This window comes from Marinibactrum halimedae (genome assembly GCF_021234875.1).
Taxonomy (GTDB): Bacteria; Pseudomonadota; Gammaproteobacteria; order Pseudomonadales; family Cellvibrionaceae; genus Marinibactrum; species Marinibactrum halimedae.
In genome coordinates this window covers 40,760-61,057 of sequence record NZ_JAJQVM010000014.1, presented here as the reverse complement: position 1 = coordinate 61,057, position 20,298 = coordinate 40,760, and the positions used below count along the sequence as shown (strand labels likewise).

Sequence of the window (20,298 nt, the reverse complement as noted above, 5' to 3'; positions counted from 1 at the left end):
GATATTCAGTCGATCTATCTGCATGAAAGGTGGTTATATTATAGTCTTCTTTGAGAGTGGGCAGGTTCCTTTTTGGTCGATATTAGACCATTGTCTAAAAGCTCAGGGTAGTTGGCTGAGTGGGTGTTTTCTTGGTTGTAGGTCTCATTTATTGTTTCAGAGTGTTTCAGTAAATCTGAAACGGTTACCCATTCGACGGATGTGTTTTCAGATTTGTTGATATAAGTGTCAATTACCGTGAGTGTTTCTTGATAGGGGTGGCCAATGGCGACGGCAAAACCTTTTTCTTGAGCAATCAAGAGCGCTTTTTCCAATTGCTGTGTGATGGCTGCGTGGGTGCGGATGTTATCCAGAAACACATCCCGTTTGAGGGAGTGTATCTTTTCACTTTGTGCAACATCATAAGCAATACTTTGGGCCGTAGTACGGCTATCGATAAAGTACATGTTATTTTTTTTGAGTACTTGCATTAGCCAAGACATGGATTCCAATTCCTGAGTCAATGCGCTGCCCATATGGTTATTGAGTCCAACCGCTTCAGGAATGGCTTGTAATGATGCATTCAGGGTTTGTTTAAATGCCTCTTCGGGCATGTCAATTTCTAATGCCCCTTCATCTAAGCGTCGCCCATCAATGCTGGTCATGGGGCTATGAATCATAATTTCTTTATTGTGATTAAGAGCTTTGCTTACAATGGATTTGGCGTGTGGGCTAAAAGGTAGGACGGCCAGAGTTAGTGGGGCTGTGGTGGTGGCGGCCCACATTCCCCTACGATGATGATAGCCGATATCATCAATGATGATGGCCAGTTTGGGAGTTTCAGATTGTGCAGAGACTACTAATTTACCGCCCACCGTAGGGGGGCAAATTAGTATGAGCAAGGTTGCACCAAATAAAAGACGCAGGCGATTTATTAATCGGTTCACTCGTTGGTTCACCTTTAAAAAAGCGGTGAACGGGTTATGAGTTATCTGACTCGCTGGCGGCTAACGTGGTACTGGATGCCGGTGAGGGGCTGCTGCCTTTTGAGAAAATATGCAGTCCTTTCAGTAGCGATACAGCTTCAAAGAGTTGGTTGTCTGTACTGATTAAGCTTTTGCGATCCGCATTTTTCTCTTCTCGGTCTTTAGAACCGCTTTCTTCACCGCCGTTCGCATTGCCTAGGTGACCTTCAAGATCGGCTTCTGTAACTCGAATTTTGGAGGAAATTGCGGTGACTTCAGCGCGTTCAATATTGATATCAGGAGAAATACCTTGTGCCTGTATCGATCGCCCTTTCGGTGTGAAATACAGTGCGGTGGTCAGTTTAATCGCGCGATCTTCGCTGATGGGAATAACGGTTTGCACAGAGCCTTTTCCGAAGCTGTCCGTCCCCATGATGATGGCGCGACTGTGATCTTGTAGGGCGCCTGCCACAATTTCGGAGGCGGAAGCAGAGCCATCGTTAATCAGTACTACTACAGGTAGACCGTTGGTCATGTCGCCTGGTGTGGCGCTGTAGCTTAAGTCAGCATTATCGATTCGGCCTTCGGTGTAAACCACTAAGCCTTCATCAAGGAAAAGGTCTGCTACTTCCACAGACGCTTGCAGAATTCCGCCTGGGTTGTTGCGTAAATCCAGCACAAGGCCTTTAAGCTCTGGCCCTTTGCTTTGCAGCCTTTTGATTTCAGCGGCAACGTCTTCCCCAGTTTTTAATTGGAATTGAGCAATGCGGAGATAGCCATATCCCGGCTCTATGATACGTGAGCGAACGCTGCGAACTTTGATGGTATCGCGAGTCAGAGTAATGTCGAAAGGCTGGTCTATTCCTTCGCGCACTAAGGTGACCACAATGTCACTGCCGATCGGGCCTCTCATGTTATCCACTGCTTCGTTAAGACTCATGCCTTTCACCGGTTTTTCGTCTAAACGAATAATTAAGTCACCGGCTTCAATACCGGCGCGGGAAGCAGGAGTGTCATCAATGGGAGATATGACTTTAACAAATCCGTTCTCCATGCCTACTTCGATTCCAAGACCGCCGAATTCGCCAGTAGTATTGACCTGTAAATCATCAAATGAATTTGCATCAAGGTAGGTTGAGTGAGGGTCTAGCTCGCTCAACATGCCTTTAATGGCATATTCCAGCAGTTCTTGGTCGGTGATTTCTTCGACATAAGCCGAGCGAATATGGCTGTAGACTTTCGTAAAAGTACGAAGATCGTTAAGTGGCAGTTGGCCTTCCGTGGTTTTGTCCAGATCGTCAGACCAGACGTTTGTTGCCGTTAGCAACGCCAGCATAGGCATTAAACGTTTAATCATAGGGTTCTCCTGCAACCTTAACGAAATTCTTTTTGCGTCTAACTTTTTGTTTACTAATTTTGAGTATGTGCTTTTCTGTGGATATTGGCTACCAATTCGGGTGGATTCTTATGGTCTTGCCTTCACAAAAGGGAAATCCTAGACCCCGATTTTAGGGATTAATTCAGCCAGTAGGTGATTACTTCGCCTTTTTTTCAAACTGTTTTTTCATAATAAATACCGAAAACCCGGAAGTACTTCGAAAATACTGGGGTTGGTTTTGTCAGTTTTAAAGCAAGAAACCGTGATCTACCTAGCTTTTGCACCACTTATTGGGGTTTTGAGGTTTGCCTTTGTGGCGTATTTCAAAATACAGGCCGGAGCGCGCTTGCCCACCGCTGTTACCGACTTGCGCAATCACTTCATCTGCCGAAACCCAGTCGCCAGGTTCTTTGAGTAGTGTTTGGTTGTGACCATAAAGGCTCATATAGCCACCACCGTGATCCACAATCATGAGCAAGCCTTGCCCTCGTAGCCAATCAGCAAAAACGACTCGTCCACCATGAATGGCTTTGACGTCCGTACCAATGGGGGCGGAAATGGTCACACCATCCCATTTAAGTTTGCCAATGGCTCGATTACTCCCGTATTTGTGACGTATTTTTCCTCGAGCAGGCCAATGTAATTGGTTAGTCAATTGGGCGAAGGGAAGGTGATCGCCGGGCACCGGAATGTTCTCTAATAACTCGGCTACTTGTTCAAGTAAGCGATGCAGTTCGGCCTTGTCGCGTTCAAGTTTCTGTAGTTCAGCGTCTTTACTGCTGATGTTAGCGTTGAGTCGGGCAAGTGTTTGTTTCCGTTGGCTGGATTTTTTCCGCAGTTGTCGTTGCTGAGTTTCAAGCGCTTTTTTCTTTGCCGTAAAGGTATCTGCTTGCTGTTGGATACGGGGTTCGAGCTGATTAAGTTCTTTTACTGTCTCAATATAGCCGTCGATTTTGTTCGAGCGTGCTTCGATGAAGTATTGATAATACTTCATCATGCGAGAGGCGCGGGTTGGGTCATCTTGATTCAGCAATAATTTAACCTGACTCTGCCCTCCCAGTTGATAAGCCGCACGGGCTTGTTGGCTGAGGTGATGCTGTTGGGTTTTACGAGCGATATTGAGTGAGGCGCGCTGCTCATGGAGCAGCGCTAGTCGCTTTTTTTCTTCGGCCAGCTCCGTTTCAATGCGCTTGACTTCCGTGGTGAGTTTTCCGATTTCCATTTCGGTTGTGGCCAGATCTTTCTCAAGGTCCGACTTGGAATGTCTTGCCTGCTTAAGTTGAGCTTGAAGGTCGGCGATCGATTGCTGCACTTTTTGCAGTTTTTCTTGATATGCCTGTTCATCGGTTTGTGCGTGTACTGGGGACAACGGTGTTAATACCGTCGCGGCCAGGAAAAGCGAACCGAATGCAAAAATACGCTTCATGAAACGTTTCCTTACTGTAACGATCAATCAATTTAATACGTTTGGGTCAATCACTGCGTTTGAGTGATTCGCCCTATCGAGTACGGTGCCTGTTGGATTCGTAATCCTCGGGCACTCTAGCAAATGCTGCGGGTAAATGGAGGTATTGTCGAGTCTGGCAAGCCAATTTCCCTCATGATCAGAGCCATAGTGTATACTCCCGCGCAGTTTTAATTGTCCTTGCCGATGCGTTATCGGTATGTCGAAAATGGAGCTGGTGTGAAAATAATCGAATTTTTAATGCAACAATGGCTATTAGTCAGTGTGCTTGTTGGTTTGGTATACGTCTATTTGTGGAATGAGCGACGTCGAAGTGGTCGTTCTGTTTCATTTCATGAGGCGACTCGTATGATCAATGCAAACGAAGCGGTAATGCTGGATTTGCGTGAAGGCAGTGAGTTTAAGCAAGGGCACATTGTTGATGCTGTGAATATTCCGTTTGCGAAAGTGAAAGATCGTATGAGTGAAATTGAAGCGCTCAAAGATAAGACGATTATTTTGGTGGACAAAATGGGCCAACATTCAGGTAGTGTCGGCCGTGATTTAAATAAATTGGGGCTTTCCGTCTGTCGTCTTGAAGGGGGTATGACGGAGTGGATCAGCCAAAAATTGCCGGTTGTGAAAGCGTAAAGACGGGTTATTTGGTTCTGATTTAGCCTTGCTTCAACCGAGTTGCCACGTTGGTATGGCATGGAATGTTGATAGAGTCGTTAGACTGTCATAAATCTGAATATGGGAATACGTATGCTGCCGGTAGAAATCTACACCACACGCTTTTGTCCTTTTTGCGTTCGAGCGAAGCATTTGCTGGATAAAAAAGGGGTGAAGTACAAAGAAGTTCGCGTGGATGGAAATCCTGAGTTGCGATCTGTAATGGCGGACAAAGCCGGTCGCACGAGTGTTCCGCAAATCTGGATTGGTGCAACACACGTTGGCGGCTGTGATGACCTCTACGCCTTAGAGCATCAGGGTAAGCTAGATGAGTTGCTTGGTTCATAGGTTTAGTGGATAAGGGTTTAATGGATATGGATTTAATGAAGACAGGCTTAATGGAATAAGCTTGATGGAAAACTTTCTCAAAATCCTTGGAACTCGATACATTTAGGGTTGAATTTATTGGTATCGGGCCCATCTGAAAGTGAGTACACACAGATTTCGATTTTATGGCTGTAATCCATAATGTGTTTGCAGCCAATCAGACTTTAACCGATAAAAAATAAAAGAAGGCAGTAACATGGCTGAAGAACAACAACCAGCGCAACCACAAGAAGGTGCAGAAAACAACGGTCCTCAATTTGCCATGCAGCGTATTTACCTGCGTGATTTTTCATTTGAAGCGCCGATGGGTGCAGAAGCTTTCCGTAAGCAATGGAAACCAAAGGTTGGTCAAGAGTTGAATACCAAGACCAATAAAATTGAAGACAATCTGTATGAAGTGATTTTGACGTTGACAATCACCGTTAAAATTGAGGAAGAAACCGCTTTCTTGGTAGAAGTTCAGCAAGCCGGTTTGTTCTCTATTTCTGGGTTGGAAGGTCAACAATTGGCGCAAGTGATGAATACTGCATGCCCACAAATTCTTTTCCCATATGCGCGTGAAGCCATCGACAATGTGGTTACCAAAGGCAGCTTCCCTGCGTTAATGTTGCCACCGATCAACTTCGATGCGTTGTTCGCTCAAGCCTTGGCACAAGCGAAAGCAAAATCTGAAGAATCTTCTGCTTCTGTTAACTAATCCTTTGGATAGCAGTCAGTCGCAGAACCAAAAAAGCCACCGAATTCGGTGGCTTTTTTGTGTGTGGTGCGCTGTTATTGATTCAGCTCACTTTAGTTCGCCTTTTTAGATAGACAAATTACTCATCATCGTCACTGCTGCTGTCGGTCATCCCTAATTCTTTCAGTTTGCGTGTGAGCGTATTCCGCCCCCAGCCCAGTAAGTTCGCGGCGTCCCGTTTACGTCCCGCAGTGTGCTTTAGCGCTGTTTCAATAAGCGCGCGCTCAAACACCGGTACTGCCTCAGACAAAATATTGCTTTGCCCCCGTGACAGGGCTTGGTCTGCCCAATGACGTAGGGCTTTATTCCAGTCATTGGAGGGTTCTACCTCGTGGTTATGTTCCATCAACTCTGGTGGTAAATCCTGAACATGCACCTCTCTTCCTGAAGCCATGACGGTAATCCAGCGGCAGGTGTTTTCCAACTGCCGTACGTTACCAGGCCAGGCAATATTGCAGAGATACTTTTCCGTCTCGGGCAACAATACTTTGGGTTCTACACCAAGTTCTGAGGCTGCTTTCTGGAAGAAATGCTGTGTCAGTTTCGGTATGTCTTCGCGTCGGTCTGATAACTTCGGAATATGAATACGAATCACATTCAAGCGGTGGAATAAATCTTCACGGAATCGGTTATCGGCTACCAATCCTTCTAGATTTTGATGGGTCGCGGCAATGATTCGAACATCGACTTTGACAGGAGTGTGCCCGCCAACGCGATAAAACTCGCCGTCGGCAAGAACTCGCAGCAACCGAGTTTGTGTGTCCGCTGGCATATCGCCGATTTCATCTAAAAAGAGTGTTCCGCCGTTGGCTTGCTCAAATCGCCCTTGGCGTTGTCCGCCTGCGCCGGTGAATGCGCCTTTTTCATGACCGAATAGCTCTGACTCAATCAAATCACGGGGAATGGCCGCCATATTGAGGGCAATGAACGGTTGCTGGCGGCGTGGGGAGTGCTCATGCAGGGCGCGGGCGACCAGTTCTTTACCTGTGCCGGACTCTCCATTGATCAATACGGTAATGTTGGACTGAGAAAGCCGCCCAATAGCGCGAAACACTTCTTGCATTGCCGGTGCTTCGCCGATGATATCCCCACCAGAGTTGTCCGTTTCTGGGGGGGTGTCTTCTTCAATTTGACTTTGCTCTTCGGCATGGGCGAGCGCTCGTTGGGTAACGGCAAGGGCTTCGTCAACGTCAAAGGGTTTGGGAAGGTACTCAAAAGCCCCACCTTGATATGCGGCGACAGCGCTGTCTAAGTCGGAATGCGCCGTCATGATGATGATGGGTAAGTGGGGGTGTTTGAGGTGAAGTTGTTCAAGCAGTGCCAGGCCATCAATACCAGGCATACGAATATCACTGAGAATGGCATCGGGGAGCTTATTGTTGCTGGCATGAAGGGCGGCATCGCCCGAATCAAAACAGGTAGTCTCGATCCCTGCCTGTTGCAAAGACTTCTCTAACACCCAGCGGATGGAGCGGTCATCGTCAATGATCCATACGTTATTTGGCTTCTGCATGACTGTGTTCCATTGGAATATAAAGGGAGAAAACGGTGTTGCCGGGGCGGCTTTCGCACTCAATCAAGCCGTTATGTTGATTGATCAGCTGTTGTGAAATGGCGAGTCCAAGTCCGGTGCCTTCGGCGCGGCCTGAGATCATGGGGTAAAAAATATCTTCGATAATTTCGGGGGCAATGCCTGGGCCGTTGTCGCGGACGTCTACTCGGCACACAAGTGGGTGGTTGTCACGGCCAATCGTAAATTGCCGTTGAATTCGTGTGCACAGCGAGATACTTGGGTTCTCTGTATTGGCTTCATTCAATGCCTGCATGGCATTGCGAACGATGTTCAACGTGGCTTGAATCAAGAGTTCACGATCCCCTGGGAGCTCTGGGATACTGGGGTCATAATCTCTCGTCAGGGTCACTTTGCCATCGCTTTCGGCAGTAATGAGGGTGCTGACTCGCTCCAATACTTCGTGAATATTCAAATACGACCAATTAGGCAGTTGCCGAGGGCCGAGCATTCGATCGACCAAATTGCGAAGACGATCAGCCTCTTCGATGATGACGGTAGTGTATTCACTTAACTCTTCGGAAGGCAGTTCTCGTGAGAGTAATTGGGCGGCACCTCGGATACCCCCGAGCGGGTTCTTGATTTCATGGGCCATGCCTCTCACCAGGTTACGAGTGGTTTCCTGTGCTGAAATCAAGGCTTCTTCGCGGCTGATGCGCAACAAACGATCCAGAGGTTGGATTTCAATGGCTAAGCCTTGCTCATCACCCAGTGCGGTGACGGTATAGTCCACCGTTAGCTTTTGGCCATTATGAAGGCGCCAGCCAGCACGGCGTTTGGTGTAGTGGTGGTTGCGTGCCGCAGCATCTTGCATGGACTTAACCGCTGCTTCTGACTCCACGAAGTAATTGAGAATGCTGGTGCCAATAATTCTTGTGCCAGAAATTGCCAACAGCGCTTCGGCAGTGGGGTTGAGATAGGTAATCTCTAAATGAGAGTTTACCACTACCACCGAGGTGCTTAGGCTGTCGAGGAGCTGTTTGTAATTCGCAGTCGAGACCATTTTGTTATGAAAGTCAGATTATTGATCTCTCTGTGTAGCAAAAAATAAACCAAAGCACCGGTATGCCCTAACACGGTGACGTTTTCATTAGGTGTTATGTTGAATGGCGTTATTTTGCTTTAATTTGGTGCACGCACCAATTGGGTGCGCTAATTGGACACATTTGGTCGTATGACGTGAAAGGTGATGTTATTTGAGGCGGTAACAAGATTGCCGTCTTTATCGATGGCTCTAATGGAGGCGATGTGAGTGCCCCGTAGCAATGGAGATAGAACAAACGTTGGGCTGGAGCCGGTGAGTGCCACGCTTCCATCAACCACCAGTTCAAAGGTCAATGCTTCTTTCGGAGCAGGTTCAATGCTGCCCACGATACTGACGGAAAGTTGGCCAGGAGGAATGGCTTGATCATCCGCTGGACTGGCGATGGAAATATAATAATTTTCAGTCGCCTGCGTAGTGGTTTTTTCACGAGCTTTAGGGAAGCCTTCAGTGCTGTGCGCAGGTTGAGAATTAATGCTGGGCAGTTGATATGGCTTGGAATCTTTGTCTGGCGGGTTATCTGAGTAAGTAATATTGCCGTTTTCGTCCACCGTTTTATAGATGGGGGGCTGTGCGATGAGGTTTGTGCATATTCCTAACCCTAAGCTGCCTAAGAGCATTGTTGTTTTTATCTTTCCTATTCTCATTGGCTAACCTGCTGTCTTAATCGTTTCTTTCATTAAGGTTTCTGCAGATTAGCGTAATCCAGACGCTAAAAAATAAAAACCCCAGAACGATAACGGTCTGGGGTTTTGTGTGCTTTACCGCGTTTCATAGAGCGAACTTTCGCAGCGATGCGAGAAAGTCTGTGTTAGCGCGGAAAACTGGGAGCGGATTAAACGCTGTAGTACATGCTGAACTCAACAGGGTGAGTGGTCATGTTCAGAGTTTCGACTTCTTCGCTCTTCAGCTCGATGTACGCATCGATCATGTCATCATCGAAAACACCGCCTTCTTTCAAGAAGTCGCGGTCAGCGTCCAAAGAGGCCAAAGCTTCTTCGAAAGAAGAGCAAACAGTTGGGTATTCCGCCAACTCTTCAGCAGGAAGGTCGTACAAGTCTTTATCCGCAGAATCGCCAGGGTGGATCTTGTTCTTAACGCCGTCAAGGCCTGCCATCAGCAATGCAGCGAACGCCAAGTATGGGTTAGCGGTGCTGTCTGGGAAGCGAGTTTCGATACGCTTGCCTTTCGGGCTGGACACGTAAGGAATACGGATAGACGCAGAACGGTTACGAGCAGAGTAAGCCAAGATAACTGGCGCTTCGAAGCCAGGAACCAAACGCTTATAAGAGTTGGTAGAGGCGTTACAGAACGCATTCAATGCTTTGGCGTGCTTGATGATACCGCCGATGTAGTACAGCGCGGTTTCAGATAGGCCTGCGTACGCATCGCCGGCAAACTGGTTAACACCGTCTTTCACGAAAGATTGGTGGACGTGCATGCCGTTACCGTTATCGCCAACCAAAGGCTTAGGCATGAAGGTTGCGGTTTTGCCGTAAGCGTGAGCAACATTGTGTACAGCGTATTTCAAGATTTGGACTTCGTCGGCTTTCTTGGTCAAGGTGTTTGCGCCAACACCGATTTCACACTGACCAGCGGTACCCACTTCATGGTGATGGACTTCAATTTCTAAGCCCATGGCTTCCATGGCGTTACACATCGCGCCACGAATGTCGTGAAGGGAGTCAACAGGCGGAACAGGGAAGTATCCACCTTTTACGCCTGGGCGGTGCCCCATGTTGCCATCGGCGATTTCACTGCCAGATTCCCATGCCGCTTCTTCTGAATTGATTTTGTAGAACGCGCCAGACATATCTGCGCCCCACTTGATGTCATCAAAAACGAAGAATTCGGGTTCTGGACCGAAGAACGCTGCATCGCCAAGACCAGTTGATTGTAAGTAAGCTTCAGCACGCTGAGCGATAGAGCGAGGGTCGCGGTTGTAGCCTTCGCCAGTAGATGGCTCAACGATAGAGCAGCGCAGAATCACAGTAGACTCATCGGTGAACGGATCCATGAAGCTGGTGCTGTCATCTGGCATAAGGATCATGTCGGATTCGTTGATGCCCTTCCAGCCGGCGATAGAAGAACCATCGAACATTTTACCTTCGGTGAAGAAGCCTTCGTCTACTTCAGTAGCAGGGATGGTGACATGTTGCTCTTTACCTTTTGTGTCGGTAAAGCGGAGGTCAACCCACTTGGCTTCGTTTTCTTTGATGAGATTCAGAGTTTGCTCTGACATGAAATCCTCCAAAATGGCTGCGCCAGAATGAATGTTAGTGTTGTATTTATAGGTTTACGGTTACTAGGTTTACGGCTATTGGCTCTGAAGAATAAGCGTTGAATGGCCCCAACCATCACACGAGTGCTCCATAAGTAAGCAATATTTATACCATATAGATTCCAAAACACGTCAGTATAGAACGCTCTGTACTACTGTTACGACTCCTGTCAGTACAAACGATCAGGTATAAAATGCCTAGCTCCTCTTTTGGGCGCAAAAGTAGTGCTGAATTTATCTTTTTGCACAGTTTTGGTTCGTTATTGTCTGATGGTTGCTTAGTAAGATTAATTCTGGGGCGAGGTCGCTATCGAGCCGTTGATTACTCTATAATCACGCCCCTTTGTGACACTTAGCCCGACATCTGGCCTGAATTGGCATTGGTTATCTCGGGTCAAGCGGGTTCTTTTGGATCAGTGCGGTTCTCTCGGGCCAAAACTGTTCTCTTGAACCAAAATAGTTATAGGCCAACATTCATCCGCCCGCTCGGTTTTAGGGTTTGCTATGCACTTTATCGTTAAGTTATTTCCAGAAATTATTATCAAGAGCCCACCGGTTCGTAAGCGCTTTATTAAAATCCTGAAAGACAATCTACGTTTGCTGTTAAGGCCCATCGAAGAAAGCATCGTGGTAAAGAAAGACTTTGAGAAGATTGATGTGTTTGTCGAATGGCCAGAAGCGTTATCTGACGCACAAATTGCGGCTAAGACTTCACAGGTGATCGATGTCTTATCCAATACACCGGGTATTGCCTTCTTCTCCGAAGTTGAGCAAACCACTTTTTCCGACATGCATGATATTTATGAGAAGACTCACGCACAGTGGGCGAGTGCGCTTGAGAATAAAACATTCTGTGTGCGGGTGAAGCGTCATGGCGATCATCCTTTCTCATCTGTCGAGCTGGAGCGGTATGTGGGCGGCGGTTTGAATCAAAACAGCAACGCTGCGGGCGTAAAGCTTAAAAATCCTGATGTAGAAGTTCGAATGGAAGTAAAACATGACCGCTTGTACATCGTGAAAGTGCAGCGACCAGGAATCGGCGGATACCCCTTGGGCAGTCAAGACCCCGTATTATCCTTGATTTCGGGCGGTTTTGATTCCACGGTCTCCAGTTATCTTACGATGAAACGAGGGGTACGAACGCACTTCTGCTTTTTCAATCTTGGTGGGCGTGCTCATGAGATTGGTGTGAAAGAGGTGGCGTACTATTTATGGAGCAAATACGCATCGTCTCATTTGGTGAAGTTTGTCACGGTCCCCTTTGAGCCGGTGGTTGGCGAGATTCTTCATAAGATTCCTAATAGCCAGATGGGGGTTGTCTTAAAAAGAATGATGATGCGTGCTGCCAGTAAAGTGGCGGAAGAGATGCACTTTCAAGCTGTCGTCACGGGGGAGAGTGTGGCGCAGGTGTCTAGCCAAACCATTCCTAATTTAGCGGTGATTGATAAAGTCTGTGATGTATTGACCATGCGTCCGCTGATCACGACTGATAAGGGTGACATCATCGCGCTGTCTCGAACGATTGGTACGGAAGTATTCGCCGCCAATATGCCGGAATATTGTGGTGTGATTTCTAAGCGCCCCACTACTCGTGCGAAGCTTGAGGTGATTGAAGCAGTGGAAGAGCATTTTGACTTCGCCACATTAGACGCGGCCGTTGCCAATCGTAAAGTGGAATCCATTGATAAAGTGATGGAGGGCATTGGCGAAGCAGTGGGTGTGGATGAATTCAGTTATGTTCCCACAGGTGCCCAGGTCATTGATGTTCGTCACCCCGACGAACAGGAAGCTGAGCCTCTGCGCCTTGATGAGTGTTTACACATTCCGTTTTACCGCTTGCATACCGAATGGCCATCGTTACCGTCTGATCAGCAATATCTTCTTTATTGCAAGAAAGGTGTGATGAGCAAATTACACGCTTCTCAGATTGTGGAAGAGGGTAATCATAACGTCGGCGTTTATCGGCCAAAAACCGATTAACCCTCTCAAATGCGCGGTGATTGATGGAGATGTGCTATTACTGAAAGATCGTTTACGAGGCTTTCTACGATGGCGGATAAAACACGAGACACCATTATTGTCGTGACGGCTGTGGTGCTCTTGATTGCAGCAGCAGTTTCGACCACCGTTTACCTACAGCGCACCGGAGCACTTGATGGCGACGCTGGCGACAGCGGTGGTTATAAAAATGTGACCATGACCGATGCACTTTTCGCTTGTGAAGAGAAGTTAAAACGCAAGGCGGGCAAGCAGCTGATGGGACACGCGATGGATAATCTCTCTTCCCGCTTTGATGAAAGTAAAAAAGCGTTCTTAGTATTTCTTACCGCTAATCTCAAGAAGGGCACCTCTATCACCAATAACTACGTTTTCTGCAAAGTGAAGGCGAGCAATGGGCGTGTTGCCGAGTTTACCTTGAGTGAGCAGAAGTTTACCGAAGAGGGTGGCCGGAAACTGGTGCCTAGTGGCAACCCATTCGGATTTTAAAGCGGGTTTTTACAGTAGAATATCGCGAGCGGGTTAAACGTTGTCATGTGGGTGACATGCCTTCTCAATAGGCTATATTCCCGCAGGAAGCCTTGATCATTGTCATGTTTTACATCAAGTGCGAGACACTTGTAGGTCATTGGCCAGTTTTAGGTATAATGCGCCGCCATCCGCCCAAGCATTGCCAGTAGTGATGAAACGCTCGCAGTGGCGACCGCCGCCATTTAGCAGTGAGTGTTTTCTATAACCTCCCTGCCATACTCGCGCGGCGATTCCGTAATTTCACAGGTTTTAAGTAAATGTCGAATGTAATCAGCAAGTTACGCAATGTTGCCATCATTGCACACGTTGACCACGGTAAAACTACGTTGGTTGATAAACTCCTCAGTCAGTCCGGAACCCTTGATCGTAAAGACGAAGGTGCAGAGCGCATCATGGATTCGAACGACCAAGAAAAAGAGCGTGGCATCACCATTTTGGCGAAAAATACCGCCATTAATTGGAATGATTATCGTATCAATATCGTCGATACCCCAGGACACGCCGATTTCGGTGGTGAGGTTGAGCGTGTTTTGTCGATGGTAGATTCCGTATTGTTGCTGGTCGATGCAGTGGACGGCCCTATGCCACAAACTCGTTTTGTGACGTCTAAAGCCTTTGAGCGCGGATTAAAACCGATTGTGGTCATCAATAAGATTGACCGCCCTGGAGCGCGTCCAGATTGGGTCATGGATCAGGTGTTTGATCTTTTCGATAACTTGGGAGCCACAGACGAGCAGTTAGATTTCCCGGTTATCTACGCCTCTGCGATCAACGGTATTGCCGGTGAAGACCCTAGTGATATGGCCGAAGACATGACGCCGTTATACCAAATGATTGTCGATCGTGTTCCGACGCCAGATGTTGACCCAGACGCTCCCTTCCAAATGCAGGTTTCCGCACTCGATTATGACAGCTACGTTGGTGTTATTGGTGTTGGTCGAATTACGCGTGGTCAGTTGAAGCCCGGCCAACAAGTCGTCGTGGCCTCGGCCAATGGTGAAACCCGTAAAGGTAAAGTGCTGAACGTAAAAGGCTACTTAGGCTTAGATCGTATCGACACTGAATTAGCGTCCGCTGGTGATATTGTTTGTATTAATGGTATCGACAAGCTGAGCATCTCCGACACCTTGTGTGACCCAGAAAATGTCGAGTCTTTACCAGAGTTGTCCGTTGACGAGCCAACAGTGAGCATGACCTTTATGGTGAACGACTCACCGTTTGCCGGTAAAGAAGGTAAGTTCGTCACCTCACGCAATATCAAAGAACGTCTGGATCAAGAACTTATCCACAATGTAGCGTTACGTGTTGAGCAGGGCGATAGTGCTGATAAGTTCATCGTTTCTGGCCGTGGTGAGCTGCACTTGTCAGTACTGATTGAAACTATGCGCCGCGAAGGTTTTGAACTGGGTGTTTCTCGCCCAGAAGTGGTTCAAAAAGAAGTGGACGGTGAAATCCATGAACCTTACGAAGCGGTTGTCATTGATGTGGAAGAACAGCATCAAGGCGCCGTAATGGAAGAGCTGGGCTTGCGTAAGGCGGAAATGACCAACATGGAGCCAGACGGCAAAGGCCGTGTGCGTTTGGAATTCGTTGTTCCTTCACGCGGGTTGATTGGTTTCCGTGGCTTGTTCCTCACACTGACTTCGGGTTCCGGCATCATGACCAGCGTGTTCGATCACTATGGTCCTGTGAAGGAAGGTGAAGTGGCGAAACGTCAGAACGGTGTGTTGGTCAGTATGGTGAAGGGTAAGACCTTGGCTTACGCTTTGTACAGCTTGCAAGATCGTGGTCGTTTATTCTTAGGCCATGGTGTGGATATTTATGAAGGACAGATTGTCGGTATCCATTCTCGTGCAAATGACTTGGTGGTAAACCCAACCAAGGCTAAGCAGCTGACTAACGTTCGTGCGGCAGGAACCGATGAGGCGTTAACGCTGACACCACCCATTAAGCACACGCTTGAACAAGCATTGGAATTTATTGAGGACGATGAACTGGTTGAAGTGACGCCGGAAAGTATCCGTCTTCGGAAAAAGCTATTGACTGAAAACGAGCGTAAACGCGCGAAGAAGTAAGTAATAAAAAACGCTGCCATGAGCAGCGTTTTTTATGTTTGTTGTGTAAGCCGAGAGGCTATTTATTGTTCGATGTATTGATTGCTGGTGTCTGGCTGTTCTGAAATGTCGTCATCAATGAAAGTCACTTCTGGCAAAAGTTCAGACAGTGAAGGTTCAACGATTTTTTCCAGTTCTAGCGCCAGTTCGTGTCGAATTTGATCCAGACATTTGTTTCTCGAGCTTGCAAGATAAGTATCCATTTTTTATCTCTCCGTGATTCCTTGTTTCAATCTGGGGCGCAGTTTATCAGCCTCAAAAGTTTATCCCATTGGTCAAAGGCGAATTTTTATGTGAGATATATCTTACGTGGATAAAAGCTTTTTTGTTTATTTCTTTGAGCGGTTAAATGGATGAAGCTGGAGAAGAAAGATTTCTGAATTTTAAATGAGTCTGAAAGGTGCGGTATGGATTTGTCGTTGTGGATGGTGGTTTTATTGGTGGGAACAGGCATCGTTGCTGGAGTGATTAATACTCTCGCTGGTGGTGGAACGAATCTGACGTTGCCGGCATTGATGGTAATGGGCTTACCTGCGGATGTGGCCAACGCCACGAATCGTGTTGGGGTGTTGATGCAGTGTATTAGTGGGGTTTCAGGGTTTTGGCGTAAAGGAAAATTACCAGTAGAAAGCGCTCCACCCATATTGGTCCCCACATTGATTGGAGGTGCTTTTGGTGCGGCACTGGCATCTTATCTTCCCGAACAGTGGCTTAAGCCAACGTTGCTCGGCTCTATGATTGCGATGTCGTTATTGATTGTACTGCGCCCAGGAACCGTAGTGGTAGAGCCCGGAACGGAACCAAGAAACCTTAATGAAAGTCGCAAAGCATGGTGGACGTTGGTTTTGGCCGGGTTTTACGGAGGCTTTGTGCAAGCCGGAGTGGGATTTATTCTTCTTGCCGCTATCGCTGGTGGCTTACGATATGACCTTGTGCGTGCAAATGCTCTAAAGATGTTGTGTGCTGGTGTATTTACGTTGCTGGCGTTGGGCATTTTTATTGCCCGAGATCAGGTGGCTTGGGTTCCTGGTATCGTACTTGCCGTAGGGGCGGTGATTGGCGCTCAATTGGGCGTTAAGGTGGCTATTTCGATCAGCCCAAAGGCCATGAAGTGGATATTATTAGCACTCACTATTGTTGCCAGTGGGTTTGCGCTAGTGTCAGGCTAAATAAAGCACGGTATGAGTGTTTTCGTGTGAGCTGTGCATCCATGTTTGGTTTTTAGACTTTGGTTTTTAGACCTTGGTTTTTTGGATCTTGTTTTTTAGATAATGGGTACGGTTTTACTCAAGTCATTGAGCAGCATGCACGCACTCTTGCTACTCATAGAAAAAGGGTCAAATTCGGACCCAATGGAATATTTCAAGGTTTGAGGGGCGGTCAAACTGGACTCAGGAACATACCCCATATTCCAAGACCCATAATTACGCTCTCTAATCTCTTCGTAAGATAAAATCAGCATATCGCTGTGGCGTTTGTCTTGGGTGATGCGATAGTAAGTCGAATTGATGGCAGAGCGCGGGCCTTCGAGTGCTTGTAAAAAGTATTGCCGATTAAAGCACAGCAACCCTGTAATGCCTAAAGAGCCATTATGCTTGCGTGCAGTTTCGAGAATATCATCAATGTCTGAACTGCAAAATTTAGGTGATTTTTTGCTGGCGTACACTAATCGTGTCAGGAACATTGTGTCACTCCTTAGGCAGCGTTCGTCATGTGGCTTATGTGAAAGATGGCAGTTTGGATAACAAGTTCTGGAACACAGACGTTGAATTGAGCAAACGTTGGGTTGAGTATAGGCAAGCTCCTCCATTTATTGGGGGAGTTTTGCGCTTTTTTCGTCGTTGTTTACCGAAATGAAGTCGGTGAGTATTGATTGATCCTCATCATCTGCGAAAGGCTTAAGGCTGCTACACTGAACAAATTGTTGTTTCGAGAATGACGTCTCTGATTGAATAACGACCACTATCCTCCTTCTGATATCCATTGGGTGCGTAAAATTGTTAATCGGAACATGATTTTGGTTTATGTCTCCGATTATCGATATTTTTATAACGAATATTTGCGGTTGCGCTTGCCGTAAAATGATGACAAAAACGATTGGGTCTAATGAATGCAAGTACTTTATCCAGAAATAAAGCCTTATCGCCATGAATTATTGGCGGTTTCTGATCTGCATAATTTGTATGTGGAAGAGTGTGGTAACCCAGACGGTATTCCTGTTCTTGTCGTCCATGGTGGGCCTGGGGGCGGTTGCACTCATCATGATCGCTGTTATTTTGACCCTGAAAAGTATCGAATTATTCTCCTTGATCAGCGCGGGGCGGGGCGTTCTACCCCTCATGCCGAGTTAGAAGATAACACCACCACTATGCTAATTGCCGACATGGAAGCCGTAAGAGTGCACTTAGGTGTCGAAAAGTGGATTTTATTTGGAGGCAGTTGGGGCGCTACTCTTAGTTTGTTGTATGCGCAATCCAATCCTGATCGGGTGTTAGGGTTAATTTTGCGAGGTGTATTTTTGTGCCGTGAAAGAGATTTGAAATGGTTTTATCAAGGCGGTGCCTCGCATGTCTTTCCAGATTATTGGAAAGAGTTTATTAAACCCATTCCTCCCTCTGAGCATGACGATTTTATTCAGGCTTATCACAATGTTCTTACTGGGCCGAATGAGCTGGCCAAAATGGCAGCTGCAAAAGCGTGGTCTATGTGGGAAGGGCAATGCGCGACATTACGCCCTTGCCATGATGTGTTAGGCCACTTTACCGATCCACATACTGCAGTGAGTTTGGCGGCCATTGAGACGCATTATTTTGTTAATAAAGGTTTTATTAGAGAAAACCAAATACTGGAAAATATCGATAAAATTGAAGGCATACCCGGTATTATTGTCCACGGTCGTTACGACATGATTTGCCCTTTGGATAATGCAATGGAGTTGCATAATCAATGGATGAGTTCAGAGTTGAATATTATTCGTGATGCAGGCCACGCTTCACGTGAACCCGGCATTGTTGATGCTTTGGTTAGGGCAACCAAAGAAATGGCTCGTCGCTATGCAGATGACTATTTAAACCCGGCGTGATGCGGTTTTGATGTGCCTTTTAAGGCACATGATTCCTGTTTTACCTTCCTTGGTTTTTATCTTCTTTTGGGTGATGCACTTGAGTGTTGTGTGCGCCCAATAATTTAATTGGCAATCTTTATTAAACTGACATACGAGTCAGGGGGAATTATGAGAGGACTTTTGCAACGGGTGAGTCAGTCGGAGGTGTCGGTTGCTGGCAAATCTGTTGGAAAAATTGGGAAAGGGATATTGGTGTTGTTGGGTGTTGAAAAAGGTGACACAAAAGCGGATGCGGATAAGCTAATAAAAAAGTTGCTGGCTTTGCGTATTTTCCCTGATGAAGACGACAAAATGAACCTGAATATCACAGACATCAACGGTGGTCTTTTGGTGGTATCACAATTTACGTTAGCCGCAGATACACGCAAAGGTACTCGACCGGGGTTTTCAACTGCGGCACCACCTGATATTGCCAAAGCATTGTATGACTACACCGTATCGGAATTACGGGTAAAGCACGCCATTGTTGAGACGGGAATTTTCGCAGCGGATATGCAAGTCAGTTTAGTCAATGATGGCCCCGTGACTTTCCTATTGGAAACACAGTTGTAACCATTGTTGCCTTTTCTTTCTCTTCCTCTCCTTCCTTTTACGATTATCATCATTTCTTAAGATAACTTGAGAAATGATTAAATTGTTATTTGTAATCTTTTTTTGCTGCGATGCACAAGATCGTCTTCGCGCCAATTTTCTCAAGTTGGCGTTTTTTTCTCGACAATTCTTCGTTACGTTGTATCTTGAATTCGCAAATATATTGAGATGGGTATTTCAAAAAGAAAAAATCTCAGTGTTTTTGTTCATTTACTTTTGTGTACACGAGATTGGCTTATTGCCGTAGTGTTGATTCCGTAGTGTTGATTCTGTAGTACTCATTCTTAAGTCTATACTTCACAGACAGCAGCCTTAAAAACTGCAGGAGCCCCGGGTCTATGAGTGAACAAGAGTTAGAGCTGAAGGATTCTCAGCCATCCATTTCCGTTGATTTGCTGTCCGGTCGAATTTTGATTGTGGACGACAACCCTGTCGATATTGCTGTGGTGGAAAAAGTGCTTCGCAATGAAGGCTTTCGTTTTATTGATACCACCATTGACCCCGGTGCTGTGAAAGCGCTGTATCGCAGTAATGATTATGATCTCATCCTTCTCGATTTGCATATGCCGGTATGGGATGGCTATGACGTCATGGCGCAATTGCAAAAAGAACACCGTGATGACTATATCCCTGTTGTTGTGTTGACGGCGGATGAAGACGCCGGTGTGCATTTGAAGTGTTTGTCAATGGGGGCTCAGGATTTTGTGTCCAAGCCTTGCCAACCGGAGCAGTTGGTGCCTCGAGTGCGCAATATTCTGGAAGTGAGAATGTTGCACAAGCGTTTGCAGCACCAGAATATGGAGTTGGAAAATACCGTCAGTGATCGGACTCAAGCCTTGCATGAAACCCAAATGAAGTTAGTGGAATGTTTGGCCAATGCTGCCGATCAACGTTATGTGAATGCTCCGCAGCATGTGGATCGTATTGGTCAAATGGCTGCATTAGTGGGTAAGCAAATCGGCTTAAATGAGCAGGTTTGTAAAGTGCTGAAGCAGGCCAGCGGCATGTACGATATAGGCAAAATAGCGGCAACGGATACCTTATTGATGAATCAGAGCCGTTACAGTAAAGCTCAATGGGATGTGATGAAAGACCAGCCAGATTTGGCAGTCGATGTGCTTGGTCAGTGGGATGCAGAGATTTTGGAGGCAGCCAGCACTATTGCTCGTAGTCATCATGAGCACTGGGATGGCAGTGGTTACCCAAGGGGGTTGGTCGGGGAGGATATTCCTTTGTTTGGGCGGATCGTGGCGGTGTGTGATGTGTTTGAGGTGCTGACTTCAAATCGCCCATACAAACAAGCTTGGAAGGTGTCTCGTGCTTTGAGTTATCTGCGCGATCGTGCCGGTATGCAGTTTGATCCCTCTATTGTTGATGCGTTTGAAAAAATCATTGATAACGTTATCGAGAGTCGACAACGGGTAGGGTTACCACAATTTGAGTTAAGGCCTCATTAGCAATTCGCTTACACTCAGTTTGCTTACGA

Annotated in this window: 19 protein-coding genes; 10 read left to right on the top strand and 9 right to left on the bottom strand. The window is 46.8% G+C overall.

Annotated elements, in window-relative coordinates:
• Positions 1 to 38 precede the first annotated feature (38 nt).
• From LU351_RS09870 to LU351_RS09860, 3 genes are all read right to left on the bottom strand, one after another.
• Positions 39 to 926, bottom strand: coding sequence for a divergent polysaccharide deacetylase family protein (locus LU351_RS09870; protein ID WP_232593906.1), 888 nt, complete (start codon positions 924 to 926; stop codon positions 39 to 41).
• Between the two features lie 34 nt (positions 927 to 960).
• Positions 961 to 2,301 carry a S41 family peptidase gene (locus LU351_RS09865; RefSeq protein ID WP_416053949.1) on the bottom strand — a complete coding sequence of 447 codons (1,341 nt, stop codon included), beginning with the start codon at positions 2,299 to 2,301 and terminating at the stop codon, positions 961 to 963.
• Between the two features lie 292 nt (positions 2,302 to 2,593).
• A complete protein-coding gene (locus LU351_RS09860) occupies positions 2,594 to 3,748 on the bottom strand; it encodes a murein hydrolase activator EnvC family protein (RefSeq protein WP_232593905.1) in 1,155 nt (384 codons plus the stop codon).
• Positions 3,749 to 4,006: 258 nt separating this feature from the next.
• Here LU351_RS09860 and LU351_RS09855 point away from each other — a divergent pair, with 258 nt between their 5' ends.
• The 3 genes from LU351_RS09855 to secB all read left to right on the top strand — a co-directional run bounded on the left by LU351_RS09855 (position 4,007) and on the right by secB (position 5,522).
• Entirely contained in the window at positions 4,007 to 4,417 is a 411-nt protein-coding gene (locus tag LU351_RS09855; RefSeq protein WP_232593904.1) for a rhodanese-like domain-containing protein, read from the top strand.
• Positions 4,418 to 4,531: 114 nt separating this feature from the next.
• Positions 4,532 to 4,786, top strand: a complete 255-nt coding sequence (gene grxC / locus LU351_RS09850) for a glutaredoxin 3 (RefSeq protein ID WP_232593903.1) — start codon at positions 4,532 to 4,534, stop codon at positions 4,784 to 4,786.
• 235 nt (positions 4,787 to 5,021) lie between these two features.
• Positions 5,022 to 5,522, top strand: coding sequence for a protein-export chaperone SecB (secB, locus tag LU351_RS09845; protein WP_232593902.1), 501 nt, complete (start codon positions 5,022 to 5,024; stop codon positions 5,520 to 5,522).
• A gap of 118 nt (positions 5,523 to 5,640) precedes the next feature.
• Here the strand turns inward: secB and glnG are convergent, their stop codons facing one another.
• The 4 genes from glnG to glnA all read right to left on the bottom strand — a co-directional run bounded on the left by glnG (position 5,641) and on the right by glnA (position 10,415).
• Complete coding sequence (gene glnG, locus LU351_RS09840; RefSeq protein ID WP_232593901.1) at positions 5,641 to 7,074, bottom strand: nitrogen regulation protein NR(I); 1,434 nt, start codon at positions 7,072 to 7,074, stop codon at positions 5,641 to 5,643.
• Positions 7,058 to 8,134 (bottom strand): nitrogen regulation protein NR(II), encoded by a 1,077-nt coding sequence (gene glnL / locus LU351_RS09835; RefSeq protein WP_232593900.1) that lies wholly within the window; start codon positions 8,132 to 8,134, stop codon positions 7,058 to 7,060. The genes glnG and glnL overlap by 17 nt, the downstream gene beginning before the upstream one ends.
• Before the next feature lie 149 nt (positions 8,135 to 8,283).
• On the bottom strand, positions 8,284 to 8,820 hold the full coding sequence (locus tag LU351_RS09830; protein WP_232593899.1) for a DUF4124 domain-containing protein: 537 nt from the start codon (positions 8,818 to 8,820) through the stop codon (positions 8,284 to 8,286).
• Between the two features lie 188 nt (positions 8,821 to 9,008).
• Positions 9,009 to 10,415, bottom strand: a complete 1,407-nt coding sequence (glnA, locus tag LU351_RS09825; protein ID WP_232593898.1) for a glutamate--ammonia ligase — start codon at positions 10,413 to 10,415, stop codon at positions 9,009 to 9,011.
• Positions 10,416 to 10,958: 543 nt separating this feature from the next.
• Between glnA and thiI the strand changes: the two genes are divergently transcribed.
• The 3 genes from thiI to typA all read left to right on the top strand — a co-directional run bounded on the left by thiI (position 10,959) and on the right by typA (position 15,058).
• Positions 10,959 to 12,434: a tRNA uracil 4-sulfurtransferase ThiI gene (thiI, locus tag LU351_RS09820; RefSeq protein ID WP_232593897.1), complete on the top strand. Its 1,476-nt coding sequence runs from the start codon at positions 10,959 to 10,961 to the stop codon at positions 12,432 to 12,434.
• A 69-nt stretch (positions 12,435 to 12,503) separates the two neighbouring features.
• The gene (locus tag LU351_RS09815; protein WP_232593896.1) at positions 12,504 to 12,941 is read left to right on the top strand and encodes a hypothetical protein; all 438 of its coding nucleotides are present in this window, start codon (positions 12,504 to 12,506) and stop codon (positions 12,939 to 12,941) included.
• A 299-nt stretch (positions 12,942 to 13,240) separates the two neighbouring features.
• Complete coding sequence (gene typA, locus LU351_RS09810) at positions 13,241 to 15,058, top strand: translational GTPase TypA (protein WP_232593895.1); 1,818 nt, start codon at positions 13,241 to 13,243, stop codon at positions 15,056 to 15,058.
• A 62-nt stretch (positions 15,059 to 15,120) separates the two neighbouring features.
• On the opposite strand, the gene LU351_RS09805 is transcribed toward typA, so the two are convergent.
• On the bottom strand, positions 15,121 to 15,300 hold the full coding sequence (locus tag LU351_RS09805; protein WP_232593894.1) for a hypothetical protein: 180 nt from the start codon (positions 15,298 to 15,300) through the stop codon (positions 15,121 to 15,123).
• Positions 15,301 to 15,504: 204 nt separating this feature from the next.
• Between LU351_RS09805 and LU351_RS09800 the strand changes: the two genes are divergently transcribed.
• Complete coding sequence (locus tag LU351_RS09800; protein ID WP_232593893.1) at positions 15,505 to 16,266, top strand: sulfite exporter TauE/SafE family protein; 762 nt, start codon at positions 15,505 to 15,507, stop codon at positions 16,264 to 16,266.
• A gap of 95 nt (positions 16,267 to 16,361) precedes the next feature.
• Here LU351_RS09800 and LU351_RS09795 read toward each other — a convergent pair whose 3' ends face one another.
• Positions 16,362 to 16,781, bottom strand: coding sequence for a BLUF domain-containing protein (locus tag LU351_RS09795; protein ID WP_232593892.1), 420 nt, complete (start codon positions 16,779 to 16,781; stop codon positions 16,362 to 16,364).
• Between the two features lie 426 nt (positions 16,782 to 17,207).
• Between LU351_RS09795 and pip the strand changes: the two genes are divergently transcribed.
• The 3 genes from pip (at position 17,208) to LU351_RS09780 (ending at position 20,269) form a co-directional block, all read left to right on the top strand.
• Positions 17,208 to 18,179: a prolyl aminopeptidase gene (pip, locus tag LU351_RS09790; protein ID WP_232593891.1), complete on the top strand. Its 972-nt coding sequence runs from the start codon at positions 17,208 to 17,210 to the stop codon at positions 18,177 to 18,179.
• Positions 18,180 to 18,329: 150 nt separating this feature from the next.
• Positions 18,330 to 18,773, top strand: a complete 444-nt coding sequence (gene dtd / locus LU351_RS09785) for a D-aminoacyl-tRNA deacylase (RefSeq protein ID WP_232593890.1) — start codon at positions 18,330 to 18,332, stop codon at positions 18,771 to 18,773.
• Positions 18,774 to 19,150: 377 nt separating this feature from the next.
• On the top strand, positions 19,151 to 20,269 hold the full coding sequence (locus LU351_RS09780) for an HD domain-containing phosphohydrolase (RefSeq protein WP_232593889.1): 1,119 nt from the start codon (positions 19,151 to 19,153) through the stop codon (positions 20,267 to 20,269).
• Positions 20,270 to 20,298 lie beyond the last annotated feature (29 nt).